This window comes from Streptomyces sp. NBC_00028, from assembly GCF_045041065.1.
In the GTDB taxonomy this organism is placed as follows: Bacteria; Actinomycetota; Actinomycetes; order Streptomycetales; family Streptomycetaceae; genus Streptomyces.
The window spans coordinates 1,159,041-1,174,376 of the sequence record NZ_CP108293.1; the positions used below are offsets into that span (position 1 = coordinate 1,159,041).

Below are 15,336 nucleotides of genomic sequence, written 5' to 3' on the forward strand. Positions count from 1 at the left end.
GCGCGGAACATTCCCTCACGCCCTCACACGGTCCCGAACAGCGCGGTCAGCCCGCGCTCGACCTCCGCGCCGACGTCCTCCTGGCCGGCCGCCACGACCGCGTACGTGTGCAGCAGGAAGCGGCGCAGCGCGGAGGTGTCGAACTGAAGCAGGGCCAGCCCGTACGGCGAGTGCAGCTCCAGGACCGTACGGGCCCGGCCGCACGGCCACAGGTGCACGTCCCCGCCGCCCGCCGGACCGCGCAGGCCCGCCTCCAGCAGGGCGCGCGCGAAGGTCCAGGTGACCAGGTCGCCGTCGAGCGCGATCTCGGGCGGGAAGTCGATGTGCACCGCGAGCGGGTCCGCGGACGTGTAGCGGAAGGTCGCCGCGGCGGGCAGCTCCTGCTCGTCGGCCGTGATCAGACGGCCCTGGGCGGGCTGCTCGATGGTGATGTCCATGGTCGGTCCCCCTGCGCGTCGGAGGTCGGCCGTATCGCCGACGTGTCTTTACGACCTCGCAGACGCGGTTTGCATTACGCGGAAGCCCCTATCAATTACTGTGACCTGCGTCACCCACAAGACACCCCCGCACCGCCTCGGATCCGCGTGCGGCACAGCCCTGTACAGATCTGCCAGACCCGTTAGAACACCCGACCGTCGAACACGCAGATGAATGCGCGTCCGGAGCCCCCGACAGTCCGTCAACTCACGTACGCTGACTACGACTTACCCCACCGGGCGGCGTACAGCATTCACACGGGAGAACCTCTCCGTGGAGACTGTGGCATATGTCAGAAGCACCACCGTATCGTGTGTTGCCAAATCCCTTACAGGGCGTCGCGGGCTGTGCCACAGTCGTAACGGTCCCTCCACCCGCCTTGGTCGTACCGTCCCGCATCGGAGTGCGTCATGCCGTCCCATCTCTCTGCGGACCGCCCAGCCGCCCAGCCGCCCGGTCGCGGCTCGGTCGATGCGCTGATATCGCAGGCGCGACGGCTCAAGGGCGACGTGGACGCCGTACGACGGGACGCGCAGGACGACGGATCGGACCCGCAGGGACGCTGGCAGCGCGCGCTCTACGACCTGGCGCTGCACCAACTCAGTGACCTGGACGAGCACTTGGCCCAGTTGCGGGACGGCCCCGCCGATCTCGCGCCCGCAGCGCCCGCACCCGCCGAGCGGTCCGTGCCGACCGCTCCCCGGCGCGGCTCCCTCCTCAGCCGGGTGGGCAGCGCGGAGTGGAACCTCCTGACGGACGAGGCGAGTTGGTCCGGCGAGCTGTACCAGATCCTGGGCCGCGACCCGGCCGCTCCCCCGCTCACCCTCGACGAACTGCCCGCCGTGGTCCTCGACGAGGACCGGCCGAAGCTCACATCGATGGTCACGGACTGTCTCGTCGACGCCAAGCCCATCGACGGCGAGTTCCGGGTGCTGCGCCCGGACGGCGCCGTCCGCACGGTGCACATGATGGGCGAGCCCGTGCTGGACACCGACGGCAGCACCGCCTCGATGTGGGCCGTACTGCGGGACGTCAGCGAACTGCGCCGCAGCCAGAGCGCCGTGAGCGAGACCCGTGACTCTCTGCAACGCCACCGGCATCACGCGCAGACGGAGCACCGGCTCGCGGTCGAGCTCCAGGAGGCCGTGCTGCCGCCGTGGCGCGGCTCCCTGCGGCTGCCGCACCAGGGTGCGGAGGGGGGCTCGGAGCGGGGTTCGGAATCCGTCGATCTGGCCGCCGGCCGGCTGCCCTCCTCGGCCGGCGCGCTGATCGGCGGCAACTGGTACGACGCCCTTCAACTCGCCGACGGCGACATGCTGCTCAGCGTCGGCGATCTCACCGGGCACGGCGTCGCCGTGACGTCCGGCATGGCGACGCTGCTCGGTGCCGTCCGCGGCATGGCGATGGCGGGCACCGCACCGGGGCAACTCCTGTCCTGGCTCAACCAGTTACTCCACGCCACGGCCCAACCGGCCCTCGGCGGCACGGTCTGCTGCCGCTACCGGCCCGGGACCCGGACCCTCACCTGGGCGCAGGCCGGACACCCCGCCCCGCTGCTGTTCCGCGACGGGACGGGGCGCAGGCTGAGCGCACCGGACGGCGTCCTGCTCGGTGCGACCTCCGGTGCCGTCTACGAACAGGCCGAAGAGACCCTCGAAGTCGGCGACCTGCTGCTGCTGCACACCGACGGACTGGTGCCGGGGCACGACAGCACAGCGACCGAGAACCGTCTCCTCGACCTGGCTCCGCGCTTCGCCGGGGCGCGCACCGCACAGGACTGCGTACGGATGGTCGTGGAGGAGTTCGGCGAGACCGAGCGCGAGGACGACGCCTGCGTGCTCATCGCCAGGGTGACCAGCTGAGAGTGACGACTGCCGCGCACAAACCCCCTATGCCCGTGCGCTGTTGCCGCCCTTGACCTGCTTCGGCAGGGCCAGCTTGATCTCCTCCCTCAGTTCGTGGATCTTCGGGTAGCTGGAGTACTCGGCGGTGAGCCGGTACATCTGGCGCAGCCGGTCCCAGGTGCGGTGCGAGGAGTTGGAGCCCATCGACACCAGGGCCAGCCGGGCGTACGTACCGCCCTGCTCCGGGTCGTCCGCGATGAAGCAGGCGGAGGCCATCGACAGGAAGTCGAAGATCTTCGACCGCTGCCGTCCGTCGACCCGCAGGGCCAGGGCCTTCTCCGCGTAGTGCTGGGCATGCGCGGCCGCGCCCGGCTCGTGCTCCGCCAGCGTGCGGTAGGCCAGGGCCTGCATGCCGTACAGGTCCTCCTCCTTGAACATCTGCATCCAGCTCGGCGGCGGCACGTCGCCGCGGTCGGAGACGAAGAGGTCCTCCGCCCGGCCGAGGGTGCGGCGCATCGCCTGTCCCTTGCCCATGGACGCCTGCGCCCAGGCCTCCACGGTGTAGAGCATCGCCATGGTGCGCGGCAGCACCTCGTCGCCCGAACCGGACTGGGCGAGCTTCATCAGGTCGAGTGCGTCGTCGGGCCGGCCGAGGTGCACCATCTGGCGAGCCGCTCGGGAGAGCGCCTCCCCGGCGCGCGGCCGGTCACCACCCTCACGGGCCGCGTGGGCGGCGATGACGAAGTACTTCTGGGCCGTGGGTTCCAGGCCGACGTCGTGCGACATCCAGCCCGCGAGGACGGCGAGGTTGGCGGCGACGCCCCACAGGCGCCGCTGGAGGTGTTCGGGGTGGCGGTAGGCGAGCATGCCGCCCACCTCGTTGAGTTGGCCTACGACCGCCTTGCGTTGCAGCCCGCCACCGCGGGCCGCGTCCCAGGCCCGGAACACCTCGACCGAGCGCTCCAGTTCCTCGATCTCCTGCGACCCGATGGGGGCGGCCTCGTAACGGTCGAACCCAGCGGGGTCGGCGTGCAGGGGGTCGTCGAACTGGGGGGCATCGGCGGTGAGGGCCGGGTCGGTGTGCAGCCAGTCGTGCATGGCACTGCTGAGTACGGATCCCGCGGTGAGCGCGGCACCCGCACCCACCAAGCCGCGTCGGTTGAGCATGAGGTCCATTCCCGTGAATTCGGTGAGGACCGCAGCGGTTCGGTCGGGCGCCCACGGCATGCCGTCGGGATGTTCAGCGCTCCCGTCGCCCTGCCGTTTCCCCGTACGCCCGTGCCGGACCAGACCGAGGTCCTCGATGGTCACGACACGGCCGAGACGCTCGGTGAACAGGGCAGCCAGCACCCGGGGCACCGGATCGCGCGGGATCTCTCCCATGTCGATCCAACGCCGCACCCGCGAGGTGTCGGTCGAGAGCTGGGGGTGGCCCATGGCCGCCGCCTGCCGGTTGACCAGCCGCGCGAGTTCGCCCTTGGACCAGCCGGCCAGGCCGAACAGATCCGAAAGACGGGTGTTGGGTTGTCCGCTCACGTCAAGCCCCCAGGTTCTCGGCTGAGTTGACAGTAGCCCGGTGGGAGGTGCCGGGCGACTATTCGCCAGGGTTCGCCAGGGTTCGCCAGATGGTGTGCCACTGGGCATCGGGTGTCAGGTAGGAACGCGCCACCCCGACCCGGTCTCCTACATATGACGGGTGCATTCCCCAGGATGTACCTGGGAGGCCGGGCCGGGCAGCGCGATTGCGCAGACGTAAGCCATTTGCGCAGACATACCTGCACTGCTGGCACACGAAGGGATCTGTCTCGCCCATGTACGCAGCATCGTCCTCCGTGTCCGCCCCGCCCCGGTCGCTTCACCCCCGCCCGGCGGGCAGCGGCCCCTACCTCGACCCCGCCCGCCCGGCGGCTCCCGTGCTCGGTGCCGGCCGGACGCGGCGCGTACCGGGGATCGGTACCCAACCGCTCAGCGGGAGACTCGACTTGTCCGGCCCTCAGGGCGCACAGTTGCGTACGGCGATCGCGTCGGTGCACCGGATCTGCCCGGAGTTCGCTCCGGTACAGGTGCTGCGCCGCAGCGGACGCTCCGTCCTCCTGGTGGGGACGACCGGACGCAGCACGGCCGTCGCGAAGTGTTTACTGGACCACTCCCCCGTGTGGGCCGAGCGGATCCGCCACGAAATAGCGGCATACCGCTCGTTCGTCCGGCACCGCCCGCCCGTACGGGTGCCCCGGCTGATCGCGGCGGACCCGGACAACTGCACCCTGGTGATCGAGCGGATGCCCGGCCGGGTGGCGGCCCTGCACCGGCATCCGGCGGAGGCGCCGCCGCGGGCGGACATCAGGGCGGCGCTCGGCGCGATCTGCCGGCTCAACGCCTGGCGGCCGCCGGCGGGCACCTTCGACGCCCCGCTGGACTACGCGGCACGGATCAACCGCTACCACGAGCTGGGGCTGCTCACCGACCGGGACATGGGCGACCTGCAGAAGCTGCTGCACGGCATCGCGCTCTCGGCGGGCCGACAGGGCATGGGCCAGTTCTGCCACGGCGACGCACTGCTCTCGAACATCCTGCTCTCACCGGCCGGTCCAGTGCTGGTGGACTGGGAGCACGCGGGCTGGTACCTGCCGGGCTACGACCTGGCGACGCTGTGGGCGGTGCTCGGCGACGCCCCGGTGGCGCGCCGTCAGATCAGCCAGATCGCGCAGTCGGCGGGCCCTGCCTCCCGTGACGCGTTCCTGGTGAACCTGATGCTCGTCCTGACCCGTGAGATCCGTACCTACGAGACGGCCGTGCAGCGGTCGATGCACGACACGACCCCGGCGGCACCGGGAGCGGCCCACCCGGGTGCTGCGCCGTCCGGCGAGGAACAGCGGCTGCTGCTCAGGCGGCTGCACGACGACTGCCAGCTGGCCCGACGGGCCGTACGCGCGGCGGTCGGCACTCGCTGACGGGGACGAAGGTCCGCGGTGCGCCAGGGACAGCGGCGCACCGCGGACCTTCGTATGTCCGTCCACGGACCCGCAGCCGCACGTCCATTGGTGTAAGCCACTGACGCCCCGCAGGCACGGAAGCCGCCGCCACGAAACTCCCGCGACCCCCGGTTGACAAGGGAATTCGCCCTTGCCTGGGCATGATTGACGGATCGTCGGCAAGCCGGTACCACTGACGCACGCCCGGCCCCGCACGGCTCATCGCGCCCGACCGTCCCAGGAGGCTGCTTTGCGAGTCCCAGCCCACAGTGCCTCCGGGCACAGACGCACGCGCACCGCCGTCGCGACGGCGGCCCTGCTGCTCCCCCTGCTCGGCGCGGCCCCCTCGGCCGATGCGCAGTCGTCGGCGAACAGCCTCCAGCTGGCGTTCGCCTCGGCGGCCGCCGAGTACCAGGTGCCGCAGAGCGTCCTGCTCGGCGTCTCCTATCTCCAGTCCCGCTGGGACGCGCACGCCGGTGCGCCCAGCGTGACCGGCGGCTACGGCCCGATGCATCTCACCGACGCCCGCACGGCGCTCGCCGGGGCCACCCATCACAGCGAGGGCACGGAGGACGCGCGCGGCGACAGCGCCCGCGCCGCCCTGCTCCCCTCGGCGCAGGCACCGGCGCCGACCGAGCTCCCGGCCCGGCTGACGACGCTGCCGAAGGCTGCGGAGCTGACGGGCCTGAGCGCGGCGGAGCTGCGCACCGACCCCGCGGCGAACGTCTCCGGTGGCGCCGCGCTGCTCGCCGACGCCCAGAAGAAGCTGGGCGAGCCGCTCAGCGACGACCCGGCGGACTGGTACGGGGCGGTGGCGCGCTTCTCCGGCGCGGACGACACCGCGACGGCGGCGGCGTACGCGAACGACGTGTACGACGTGATCCGCACCGGCGAGGAACGCACCACCGACGCGGGCCAGCAGGTCGCCCTGGCCGCCCGGCCCGGTCTCTCCCCCGCCACGGCGCAGCTGGCGGAGACGGGTCTGCGCACGCTCGGCACGGGTGACACCGAGTGCCCGAGGTCGGTGTCCTGCGAGTGGATCCCGGCGCCGTACGAGGAGTTCGGCGACAACGACTACGGCAACCACGACCTGGGCGACCGCCCGGCCTCGCAGAGCATCAAGTACCTCGTCATCCATGACACGGAGGGTGCCTGGGACGGCGTCCTCAACCTGGTCCAGGACCCCACCTATGTGTCGTGGAACTACACCCTGCGCTCCACCGACGGCCACATCGCCCAGCATGTGAAGGCCAAGGACGTGGCCTGGCACGCGGGCAACTGGTACGTCAACGCCAAGTCGATCGGCCTGGAGCACGAGGGCTTCCTGGCGAACCCGGACGCCTGGTACACGGAGGCGATGTACCGGTCGTCGGCCCGGCTGGTGAAGTACCTCTCGAAGAAGTTCGGCATCCCGCTGGACCGGCAGCACGTCCTGGGCCACGACAACGTGCCGGGCCCGACGACGGGCACCGTCCCCGGGATGCACACCGACCCCGGTCCGTACTGGGACTGGCGGCACTACTTCGAGCTGCTCGGCCGCCCCTTCGAGGCCGCGAAGCGAGGCCACGGCGTGGTGACGATCCTGCCGGACTACGCGACGAACCAGCCGGAGTACACGGGCTGCGTCACCAAGGGCGAGCCCTGCGCGGCGCACGGATCGAGCGAGGTACGCCTGTACTCCGGGCCCGGCGAGGACTACCCCCTGATCAAGGACATCGGCCTCGGTACGACGCCCGGAACCGGGGTCAACGACATCTCCTCACGGGTCTCCACCGGTCAGCAGTACGCGGTCGCCGACCGCGAGGGCAGCTGGACGGCGATCTGGTACCTGGGCCAGAAGGCCTGGTTCGAGAACCCCGCCAAGGACCCGACCGCCGTCCCCACCAGCGGCCTGGTGGTGACACCCAAGGCGGGCCGCACCTCCGTGCCGGTGTACGGCCGCGCCTACCCCGAGGCCTCCGCGTACCCCGCGGGAGTGCCCGCACAGGCGGTGTCGCCGCTGCCGTACACCCTGCTGGAGAAGCAGAAGTACGTGGTCGGTGACAAGGTGCCCGGCGAGTACTACTACGCGGTCACCTTCACCACGGACTCGCACAAGGTCGTCGTAGGCAAGGATCTGTACTACGAGATCCAGTACGGCCACCGGGTCGCGTTCGTACGGGCGGCCGACGTGGACGTGCGGCCGTCCCGGTAGGGACGCCGTGTTCAGCCCTGCTGGAACAGCTCCGCCGGGAGCGGTTTCAGCAGGGCGTACAGGTCGTCCGTGATGGGGCGGTCCCAGGCGGCGATGGTCACCAGGACGTTGTCGCTGCGGTCGAACTGGACGCAGGAGATCCGGCTCTCGGAGAGCTTGAGGCGCCGCACGATCATGAGGTTGTCGCCCTGCATCACGGGCATGTCCTCGGTCTCGGTGACGGTCACCTCCTCGTCGTTCTCCAGCGCGATCAGCAGCTGGGCCACCTCGAAGGGGACCTCGCCCTCGGCCAGGTCCCGGGCCGGGGAGCCCTCCGGGAGGTTGCCGATGATCATCGCGGGGCCGCGGCCGCCGAAGAGGTCGTAGCGCAGGAAGACGCCCTGGCAGGTGCCGTCGGGGGCGGGGAGCAGGCCGGCGCCGAGGTTGCCGGGCCAGTCGCCCGGGTCCATGGCCAGTACGTCGAAGTCTGGGCCGGCGGGAGTCGCGCTGCGGCGGCGGAGGAACGACATGTGCCCAATGGTAAGGGGCGGGGCCGGGTTGGTGCGGGGTGGGCCGGGGCAGTTGCGGGGTGCGGGTTCGTGGGGGCTGGTCGCGCAGTTCCCCGCGCCCCTTTTGCGGCGTTGTCCTCAGGTCCCTTTCAGCGCCTCCCGCAGCCCTGTCGTGTCCGTTCCCATCTTTCGGTACACCGCTGACAGCAGGCGTACGACGGTCTGCTCGTCAATGTGCAATTCCCTCGCGATCTCCGACCTGCCGAGGCCTTCCACCGTCAGGTTGGCCGCTGTGCGCTCACGGGACGTGAGTGTGTCCGTCTCCGTGCTGTGCAGCCGGCGCGGGCGCAGGCCCGCCGCGGCGAGTTCGTCACGAGCCTCCTCCACCAGCCCATCGGCGCCGCACTGCACTGCCGCGTCCAACCCCCGGTACAGGTACTCGGCAGCTTCCGCCGCCCGCCCCGTACGCCGCAGCTCGGTGCCCAGGGCCACCAGTGCGCACGCCAGCTCGTACCCGGCCGGGGAGCATTCCAGGTGGGCGACGGCCTCCTCCAAGTACTTCACACGCGCCGAACCCGACGAGACCTCCGCCGCCGTCCGCAGCGCCTGGCCGATGGCGGACGGGGTGCCGAACTGGCGGGCTCGGGCGAGGGCATCGAGGGCGGTGGTGACCGCGCGTTCGGGGGTGTCGTGGCTCTCGGCGCGGGCGAGGTGGAGCTGCCAGGGGCACCAGGCGGGGTTGCGGATGCCGCGCGGGTCGAGTCGGCGGCCCGCGGAGGCCAGCTGGCCCGCGGCGTCCTTGGTGAGGCCGCGGGCGAGGAGCAGTTCGCCGTAGACGGTCTGGGCGTCGGGGAAGACGACGGCGGCCGGGAAGGGCTCGCTGAAGGCGTGGTCCTCGGCGGTCTGCGCGGCCTCCGTGATCCGGCCGCGGGCGAGGAGGACCTCGATGAGGATGCCGACGGCGTACCAGTGGGCGGGGGTGCCGGGGCCGACGCGTTCGGCCAGCCGCAGTCCCGCGCGGACGAAGTCCTCGGCCTCGGCGAGCCGCCCGCGGCGGTAGCGGACGTAGGCGAGGAGGGTGTAGCCGAAGGAGAGGTGGGCGCCGCGCCAGCCCTGGCGTTCGAAGTCGGCGATCCCGGCGGCGAAGAGTTCCTCGGTACGGCCGGGGCGGTCGGCGTACATGAAGGCCAGCGCGACCAGGACCGGTACCTCGAAGCCGCGGTCGGGTTCGGCCCAGCCGAGGCCGCCGACGAGGGCGCGTTCGGCGTGCTGGAGGGCGATGTGGGCGGGTTCGCCGCGCAGGACGGCGTCCCAGGTGCGCAGGCCGATGATGTACCGCTCGGTGAGGTCGCGGCCCTTGAGGCGGTCGGCGAGTTTGGCGAGGCGGCGGGAGCGGGAGGGGTGGTCGGGTTCGTCGGCGCGGAAGGCGTCCCACATGAACTGTTCGGAGAGCATGCGCAGCTTGACGCGGGCGTCCTCGGTGACGCGGATCTCGCGGGCGAGGGTGTCGGATGCCTCCGCGAGGCGGTCGCTGTGGGCGAGGACCTGGGAGAGCCGGTAGACGATGTGGTGGCGCAGGCCGGGCTCGGCGATCGGTTCGTCGAGGGCGGCGCGCAGGTGGTTGACGGTGGTGGCCGGTTCGGTGAGCAGGGAGGCGCTGCCGAGTTCGTAGAGGACGGTGGCCCGGTCCCCGGAGGGCGGCGGTTCACGCAGGGCGCGGGCGAGGTAGCTGCGGGCGGCGTCGGGGGCGCCGGAGCGGAGGGTCTCGCCGGCGGCGGCGCGGAGCTGCTGGACGACCCAGGCGTCGCCGTCGGGGTGGGTCTCCAGGAGGTGGCGGGCGGCGGCGGAGGGGCCCTGCCCGTCGTTGACGAGACACCAGGCGGCCTGGCCGTGCAGGGCGACGCGAACGCCGGAGGGGATGGCGCGGTAGACGGCGGTGGCGATGAGGGGGTGCACGAACTCCAGGGTCTCGGCGCCGGTGAGGACGCGGGCGCCGCGCAGGGCGTCGGCGGCGTCGGCGGCCTCCTCATGGCCGAGGCCCGCGACGGCGGCGGCGAGCATGGGGTGGATCTCGGTGCCGAGGACGGCACAGGCCCAGGCGAAGCGGACGCTGGAGGTGCCGAGGCGTTCGAGGCGGGCGATCAGCCCGCTGCCCTTGACGGCGGCGGCGAGGTCGCGCAGCAGATGGGCGCCGGCCTCGGTCGGGTTGAGGCCGCGGTCGTGGACCTTGGCGGTGAGCTCGACGGTCTCGAAGGGATTGCCGGCGGTGACGGCCCAGCACTCGCGGCAGAACGCGTCGTCGGCGTGGGTGCCGAGAGCCTCGCGGACGAGACCGGCGACCGCGCCGGCGCTGAGCGGTTCGAGGTCGATGGGCCGGCCGCCCGCGCGCCCCGGCAGCCCCCTGAACGACTCGGCGTGATCGGGGAGTTCGTCGGGCCGGTAGGCGACGACGACGAGCAGCGGCAGTTCCTCGGCGCGCGGCGCGAACGCGGCGAGCCAGCGCAGGGATTCGGGGTCCGCCCAGTGCGCGTCGTCGAGGGCGAGGACCATCGGGGCGCGCTGCACGGCGAGATGGGTGAGCACCCAGTCGAGGCCGTCGCGCAGGCCCTGCGGGTCGGGTGGGGCGCCGTCGGTCGGGGCGCACAGGCCGAGGGCGGGGCCGACGATGTCGTACCAACTGCCCAGCTGGGCACGGAGGTCTGCCTCGGCAGCGCCGGCGAACCGGGGTTGCAGCAGTTGGCGGGCGACATGGAAGGCGACGCGCTGTTCCTGGTCGCCGCCACGGGCGGACAGGACGGTGCAGCCACGGGCGGCGGCACGGCGGCGGACCTCGGCCATCAGGGTCGTCTTGCCGAGTCCGGCGGGTCCGGCGAAGGCGAGGAGCGCGCCGCGGGGCTGCCCGACCGGTTCCGCGCCGTCCAGGCGTAACCCGGTCAGCTCTCCCAACGCCTCGTCGACAGCGGCGAGTTCACTCTCACGCTCGAAGAGCGTGCGATCACTGCGCATGCTGCGCCACCCCATGGCACACCCCCTGCCGCGGCGGTGCGTCCGCGCGGGGAGCGAGCGCACACCGTGACCTACAGGCACCTCAGCGTACGCCTGCCGGGGGCCGCGCGACCCGGGTTCGGCCGTTACTCGCCAAGGCTGTCGGCGGGCTTCCGATGCCGCTCATGATGCCGGGCCACCCGTGCCCGGTTGCCGCACGCCGGCTTGCACCATTCCTGTCGTGGATGTTCCTTGATGAAGTACCGCACGCAGCGCGGCGCATGGCAGGCGCGCAGCCGCTCCCGGTCCGGGCCGGCGAGGAAAGCGATCGCGGCCCGGGCGAGCACTGCCGTGAGGTCGTCCGCACCGTCCGCCGCCCGGTGTTCCACGACGGGTTGGGCGTCCTCGGCCCAGTGCAGCAGGGGGATCGTGGGCGTACGTGCGGCCACCGTGTTCAGCAGGTTCACCGCGTCCGGTACCGGCATCAGCCGGGCCGCGTCGGCGGGGCTCGGGGCTGCGGGGCGTACCGCGCGGGCGAACAGGGCGCGGATCGCCGCGCGCAGTTCGCGTACGGCGGCCAGTTCCGCGTCCCCGGCCACGAAGCCCGGTGCCACGTGGGCCTGGGCCCAGGTGGTGAGTCCGGCGGGGTCGGTCAGGTCGTCGGCGACGCCGCCGTGGCCGTCGTGGCGGATGGTGAGGGCGAGGTCGAGGGCGAGGCGGGCGTCGTCGTTCGTCGGGTCCTGCATAGAGCTAATGATAGAGGGCACCCTCACCCATTAGCCGCCGTCGGCGGCACCACCGCCACCGGGCTCGCCGCGTGCAGCAGCACCGCCTGTGTCACCGACCCGATCATGCGGATCGGCGTCAGCAGTCTGCGCCGGTGGCGGCCGACCACCACCAGCTCGGCGTCCTTCGACGCGGCGACGAGATGGCCGGCCGCGTCGCCCGGGGCCGCGTGGAGGTCGACCTGCACGTCCGGGTGGCGTCTGTGGTGCGGGGCGAGGAAGCCCTCGGCGAGGGTGCGGGTCTCGCCTTCGACGGCGTCCTGGTCGATGACCGGCGGGACCATCTCGCCGGGGACTGCCCAGGCCTGGAGCGGCCACTGGTAGGCGGCGACGACCTGGAGGCGGGCGCCGCGCAGGGCGGCCTCGGTGTGGGCGAAGGCCAGCGTCGCCTCGTCGGGGGCGTCGACCTTGAGGCCGACGACCACGCGGGGTCCCGGCGCCACCGCCACGTCCTCGTGGACCTCGCGGCCGGGGCGGGGCACCACGACCACCGGGCACTCCGCGTCCCGGGCGGCGGCCATGCCGTTGGACCCGAGCAGCAGACTGGCGAAACCGCCGCGCCCTCGGGAACCGAGCACCAACAGCTCGGCGGTGGCGCCCAGTTCGGGCAGCACCGCACTCGGCGCACCCTCCAGGGCGAGGTACTCCACGACCGGCCGCTCGGCGATGTCCGCGAGGCGCTCGCGCACCTCGTCGAGCACCGGATCGTCGTCCGGCGCGGGCGGCCCTGCGACCAGGACGTCGGGCTGGGCCCAGGCGGCGTACTGCCGTACATGGACCACCCGCAGCGGGGCCCGCCGCCTGCGGGCGGCGTCCAGCGCCCAGTCGAGGGCGCGCAGGCTGTCGTCGGAGCCGTCGACCGCCGCGATGACCGGCAGGGTGCTCATGGGTTCCTCACCTCCGGGATACGACCGTCCCCCGGGGGCCAGCCTCGCTCAGGCTGTCGACCCGGGGGTGTGCTCACGGTCGCGTGTCCGGAAAAACGGGTGGAACACCCCCGGTTCAGCGGCTCGCGTCGAGCCGCGTGTCACCTCACGTGAGGTCGAACTCCCCTTCCCGCGCGCCCGACACGAACGCACCCCACTCGGCGGGTGTGAAGATCAGGGAAGGGCTCTCCGGGCGGCCACTGTTGCGCATCGCGATGAATCCCTCGACAAAGGCGATCTGGACATCCCCCCGGCCACGGCTGCTGGACTGCCATTCGGCGGTGGTGAGGTCCAGCTCGGGCTTGTCCCAGCCCATGAGCGGCTGCTGCTGGATGGTGGTCTCGGCCACGTCCGTGCTCCTCCCGATTGCGTCGTCCGCGGGCCAGCCTAGCGATCGTCCCCGACCGCCGACAGGCCACGTGAGGGGGACCTTTCAGCGACCTGTCGGGGGGCATTTCACGCATCAGGGGGTTCGGACCCCACGAGCCACATCGAGAAGAACTGCGATCCGCCGCCGTAGGCGTGCCCGAGCACCCTGCGGGCGCCGTCCACCTGGTGTTCCCCGGCCTGTCCGCGCACCTGGAGCGCCGCCTCCGCGAAGCGGATCATGCCGGAGGCGCCGATGGGGTTGGTGGACAGGACACCGCCGGACATGTTGACGGGCAGGTCGCCGTCGAGTTCGGTCACGCCGGACTCGGTGAGCTTCCAGCCCTCGCCCTCGTCGGCGAAGCCCAGGTTCTCCAGCCACATGGGCTCGTACCAGGAGAACGGCACGTACATCTCCACGGCGTCGATGTCCCGGCGCGGGTCGACGATGCCGGCCTGCCGGTACACATCCGCCGCGCAGTCCTTGCCGGCCTGCGGGGACACCGCGTCCTTGCCCGCGAAGAGGGTGGGTTCGCTGCGCATCGCGCCGCCGAGCATCCAGGCCGCCGGGCGGGGTGCGCGGGCGGCTCCGGCCCGGTCGGTGAGCACCATCGCGCAGGCGCCGTCGGACGAGGGGCAGGTCTCGGAGTAGCGGATGGGGTCCCAGAGCATGGGCGAGGCCTGGACCTTCTCCAGGGTGATGTCGTGCTCGTGGAGGTGGGCGTACGGGTTCTTCAGCGCGTTGCGCCGGTCCTTGTAGGCGACCAGGGAGCCGACCGTGTCGGGCGCGCCGGTGCGCCGCATGTACGCGCGCACATGCGGGGCGAAGAAGCCGCCCGCCCCGGCCAGCAGCGGCTGCTGGAAGGGGATCGGCAGGGACAGCCCCCACATGGCGTTGGACTCGGACTGCTTCTCGAAGGCGAGGGTGAGCACGGTCCCGTGGACGCGGGCCGCCACCAGGTTGGCCGCGACCAGCGCGGTCGAACCGCCCACCGAGCCGGCCGTGTGCACCCGCAGCATCGGCTTGCCCACCGCGCCCAGCGCGTCGGCGAGGTACAGCTCGGGCATCATGACGCCCTCGAAGAAGTCGGGCGCCTTGCCGATGACGACGGCGTCGATGTCGGCCCATGTCAACTCGGCGTCGTCGAGGGCACGTCGGGCCGCTTCCCGGACGAGCCCGGCGATCGACACGTCCCGGCGCGCGGCGACATGCTTGGTCTGGCCGATGCCTACGACGGCCACGGGCTCCTTGCTCATCGCGGATCCCCTTCGAGTACGGCGACCAGGTTCTGTTGCAGACAGGGACCGGAGGTGGCGTGGGCGAGGGCCCGGTCGGCCTCACCGCGGTGGATGCGCGAGGCGGCCTCTCCGAGGCGGATCAGCCCTGCGGCCATCATGGGGTTGGCGGCGAGGGCGCCTCCGGACGGATTGACCCGCACCTTCTCGTCCAGCCCGAGCGCCTTGCGCAGTACGACCTCCTGGGAGCTGAACGGCGCGTGCAACTCGGCGGTGTCGACCGGTCGTTCGAAGGCGCCCGCCTTCTCGGCGGCCAGCCGGGTGGAGGGTGAGTCGGTGAGGTCGCGGACACCGAGGCCGTGCGCCTCGATGCGGTGGTCGATGCCGCGGATCCAGGCGGGGCGTGGGCACAGTTCGCGGGCTCGCTCCCCCGCCGCGAGGATCACGGCGGCGGCGCCGTCGCCGACGGGCGGGCAGTCGCCGGTGCGCAGGGGTCGTACGACGTAGTCCCCTTGTGGCACGGGCCCCTTGAGTTGAGCGCGCGGGTTGTCCACCGAGCGGCTGCGGGCGCTGATCCCCGCCAACGCGGGCTCGTCGGTGTCGCCGGCGTCGATGAGCGCCTGCGCCTGGAGGGCGGCGAGGGCGACGGAGTCGGGCCACAGGGGGGCCACGTAGTACGGGTCGAGCTGCCGGGTCAGTACGTCACGGACGGAGCCGGGCGAGGACTTGCCGTACGAGTACACCAGCGCGGTGTCGGCATCTCCGGAGAGGAGTTTGGTCCACGCCTCGTACAGCGCCCACGCGCCGTCCGTCTCCACGTGCGACTCGGAGATCGGGGGCCAGGCGCCCACGCCGTCGAGGGCGAGGGTGAAGGAGAAGGCGCGTCCGGCGAGGTAGTCGCAGGAGCCGGAGCAGGTGAAGCCGATGTCGGCGGTCTTCAGGCCGGTCTGGTCGAGGACGTCGTGCAGGACCGGCATGAGCATCTCCACCTCGGACTGTTCCGCGGTGGAGCGCAGGATGTCGGACTGGGCGAAGGCGACGACGGCGATGTCCCTGGTCACGG

The 15,336-nt window shown here is 72.2% G+C and carries 12 protein-coding genes; 3 read left to right on the forward strand and 9 right to left on the reverse strand.

Going from position 1 to position 15,336, the window contains the following annotated elements; all coding sequences use genetic code 11:
• Positions 1-23: 23 nt before the first annotated feature.
• Complete coding sequence (locus OG885_RS05165; protein WP_399954821.1) at positions 24-437, reverse strand: SsgA family sporulation/cell division regulator; 414 nt, start codon at positions 435-437, stop codon at positions 24-26.
• A 450-nt stretch (positions 438-887) separates the two neighbouring features.
• Between OG885_RS05165 and OG885_RS05170 the strand changes: the two genes are divergently transcribed.
• A complete protein-coding gene (locus OG885_RS05170) occupies positions 888-2,339 on the forward strand; it encodes a PP2C family protein-serine/threonine phosphatase (RefSeq protein ID WP_405726682.1) in 1,452 nt (483 codons plus the stop codon).
• Positions 2,340-2,366: 27 nt separating this feature from the next.
• On the opposite strand, the gene OG885_RS05175 is transcribed toward OG885_RS05170, so the two are convergent.
• Positions 2,367-3,857 (reverse strand): hypothetical protein, encoded by a 1,491-nt coding sequence (locus tag OG885_RS05175; protein ID WP_405726685.1) that lies wholly within the window; start codon positions 3,855-3,857, stop codon positions 2,367-2,369.
• Between the two features lie 275 nt (positions 3,858-4,132).
• On the opposite strand from OG885_RS05175, the gene OG885_RS05180 reads away from it, so the two are divergent.
• Together OG885_RS05180 and OG885_RS05185 are read left to right on the forward strand one after the other, a co-directional pair.
• On the forward strand, positions 4,133-5,272 hold the full coding sequence (locus tag OG885_RS05180) for an aminoglycoside phosphotransferase family protein (RefSeq protein ID WP_405726688.1): 1,140 nt from the start codon (positions 4,133-4,135) through the stop codon (positions 5,270-5,272).
• A gap of 271 nt (positions 5,273-5,543) precedes the next feature.
• Positions 5,544-7,487, forward strand: coding sequence for an N-acetylmuramoyl-L-alanine amidase (locus tag OG885_RS05185; protein WP_405726691.1), 1,944 nt, complete (start codon positions 5,544-5,546; stop codon positions 7,485-7,487).
• Between the two features lie 11 nt (positions 7,488-7,498).
• Here the strand turns inward: OG885_RS05185 and OG885_RS05190 are convergent, their stop codons facing one another.
• The 7 genes from OG885_RS05190 to OG885_RS05220 form a co-directional block, all read right to left on the reverse strand.
• Complete coding sequence (locus OG885_RS05190; protein ID WP_059197012.1) at positions 7,499-7,996, reverse strand: hypothetical protein; 498 nt, start codon at positions 7,994-7,996, stop codon at positions 7,499-7,501.
• A gap of 117 nt (positions 7,997-8,113) precedes the next feature.
• A complete protein-coding gene (locus tag OG885_RS05195) occupies positions 8,114-10,981 on the reverse strand; it encodes an ATP-binding protein (protein ID WP_405726694.1) in 2,868 nt (955 codons plus the stop codon).
• A gap of 125 nt (positions 10,982-11,106) precedes the next feature.
• Entirely contained in the window at positions 11,107-11,706 is a 600-nt protein-coding gene (locus OG885_RS05200; RefSeq protein WP_405726697.1) for a CGNR zinc finger domain-containing protein, read from the reverse strand.
• A 23-nt stretch (positions 11,707-11,729) separates the two neighbouring features.
• The gene (locus tag OG885_RS05205; RefSeq protein ID WP_405726700.1) at positions 11,730-12,632 is read right to left on the reverse strand and encodes a universal stress protein; all 903 of its coding nucleotides are present in this window, start codon (positions 12,630-12,632) and stop codon (positions 11,730-11,732) included.
• A 145-nt stretch (positions 12,633-12,777) separates the two neighbouring features.
• On the reverse strand, positions 12,778-13,020 hold the full coding sequence (locus tag OG885_RS05210; RefSeq protein ID WP_329332148.1) for a DUF397 domain-containing protein: 243 nt from the start codon (positions 13,018-13,020) through the stop codon (positions 12,778-12,780).
• A 107-nt stretch (positions 13,021-13,127) separates the two neighbouring features.
• Positions 13,128-14,294, reverse strand: a complete 1,167-nt coding sequence (locus OG885_RS05215; protein ID WP_405726704.1) for a thiolase domain-containing protein — start codon at positions 14,292-14,294, stop codon at positions 13,128-13,130.
• On the reverse strand, positions 14,291-15,334 hold the full coding sequence (locus OG885_RS05220) for a thiolase domain-containing protein (RefSeq protein WP_405742587.1): 1,044 nt from the start codon (positions 15,332-15,334) through the stop codon (positions 14,291-14,293). The genes OG885_RS05215 and OG885_RS05220 overlap by 4 nt, the downstream gene beginning before the upstream one ends.
• Positions 15,335-15,336: the final 2 nt, after the last annotated feature.

What these genes read in the sequence shown, in the direction of transcription:
- OG885_RS05170 (WP_405726682.1), top strand. Translation starts at nt 888, where the DNA reads ATGCCGTCCCATCTCTCTGCGGACCGCCCAGCCGCCCAGCCGCCCGGT.
- OG885_RS05215 (WP_405726704.1), bottom strand. Translation starts at nt 14,294, where the DNA reads ATGAGCAAGGAGCCCGTGGCCGTCGTAGGCATCGGCCAGACCAAGCAT.
- OG885_RS05190 (WP_059197012.1), bottom strand. Translation starts at nt 7,996, where the DNA reads ATGTCGTTCCTCCGCCGCCGCAGCGCGACTCCCGCCGGCCCAGACTTC.
- OG885_RS05205 (WP_405726700.1), bottom strand. Translation starts at nt 12,632, where the DNA reads ATGAGCACCCTGCCGGTCATCGCGGCGGTCGACGGCTCCGACGACAGC.
- OG885_RS05195 (WP_405726694.1), bottom strand. Translation starts at nt 10,981, where the DNA reads ATGCGCAGTGATCGCACGCTCTTCGAGCGTGAGAGTGAACTCGCCGCT.
- OG885_RS05180 (WP_405726688.1), top strand. Translation starts at nt 4,133, where the DNA reads ATGTACGCAGCATCGTCCTCCGTGTCCGCCCCGCCCCGGTCGCTTCAC.
- OG885_RS05200 (WP_405726697.1), bottom strand. Translation starts at nt 11,706, where the DNA reads ATGCAGGACCCGACGAACGACGACGCCCGCCTCGCCCTCGACCTCGCC.
- OG885_RS05165 (WP_399954821.1), bottom strand. Translation starts at nt 437, where the DNA reads ATGGACATCACCATCGAGCAGCCCGCCCAGGGCCGTCTGATCACGGCC.